The organism is Winogradskyella pelagia (assembly GCF_017581965.1).
Taxonomy (GTDB): domain Bacteria; phylum Bacteroidota; class Bacteroidia; order Flavobacteriales; family Flavobacteriaceae; genus Winogradskyella; species Winogradskyella pelagia.
The window spans coordinates 1-630 of sequence record NZ_JAGEVF010000047.1 but is presented as its reverse complement, the minus strand read 5'-3'; the positions used below and the strand labels follow the sequence as shown (position 1 = coordinate 630).

Here is a 630-nt window from a genome sequence, read left to right as displayed (position 1 = left end):
CGGTTGGCGGAACTCTGACAAGAAAAAAGCGGATTGCGAAACTTGCTGGATATTTTCAAATAACACTTGCGATTATTGGATTTGTGGAAGTGTTAAGAAGATTTTTCGGAGACGAGAAATTACCCGATTTTTCCACAATGATTATCGTTTCGATTTTTGCACTTATTGCAAACGGAATTTGTCTTTACATTTTGCAAAAGTCAAAGAGCAAAGAAGAGGCACATATGAAAGCAAGTATGATTTTCACCTCGAATGACGTGATTATTAATTTAGGAGTCATAATCGCTGGACTTTTGGTAAATTGGTTAAGTTCGAGCAAACCTGATTTGATTATTGGAACAATCGTTTTTATTTTGGTAATTCAAGGAGCATTAAGAATTTTAAAATTAAGTAAATAAATAAAAAACACTAACCACAACAATGGCTATAAGTAATTGCTTGTTCTCGCCTACTTCTGAAAATCCTCGCGGATTTTCTATTCGGTTTTTATTTGCTAAATTACGTGCTCAACCACGCAACAAACCATATACAAACACGTTGTGTGCAATTTGAGAAAATTTTGCGTTTATACCAATTTTTGGTATATTTGAGAAAATTAGTATTCAAATGAACAAAAACACATCAATATCA

Annotated in this window: 1 protein-coding gene; it reads left to right on the top strand. The window is 33.0% G+C overall.

Going from position 1 to position 630, the window contains the following annotated elements:
• A partial coding sequence (locus tag J4050_RS15195; RefSeq protein ID WP_208155465.1) for a cation efflux transmembrane domain-containing protein occupies positions 1-398 on the top strand: 398 nt, incomplete at its 5' end.
• Between the last annotated feature and the right edge of the window lie 232 nt (positions 399-630).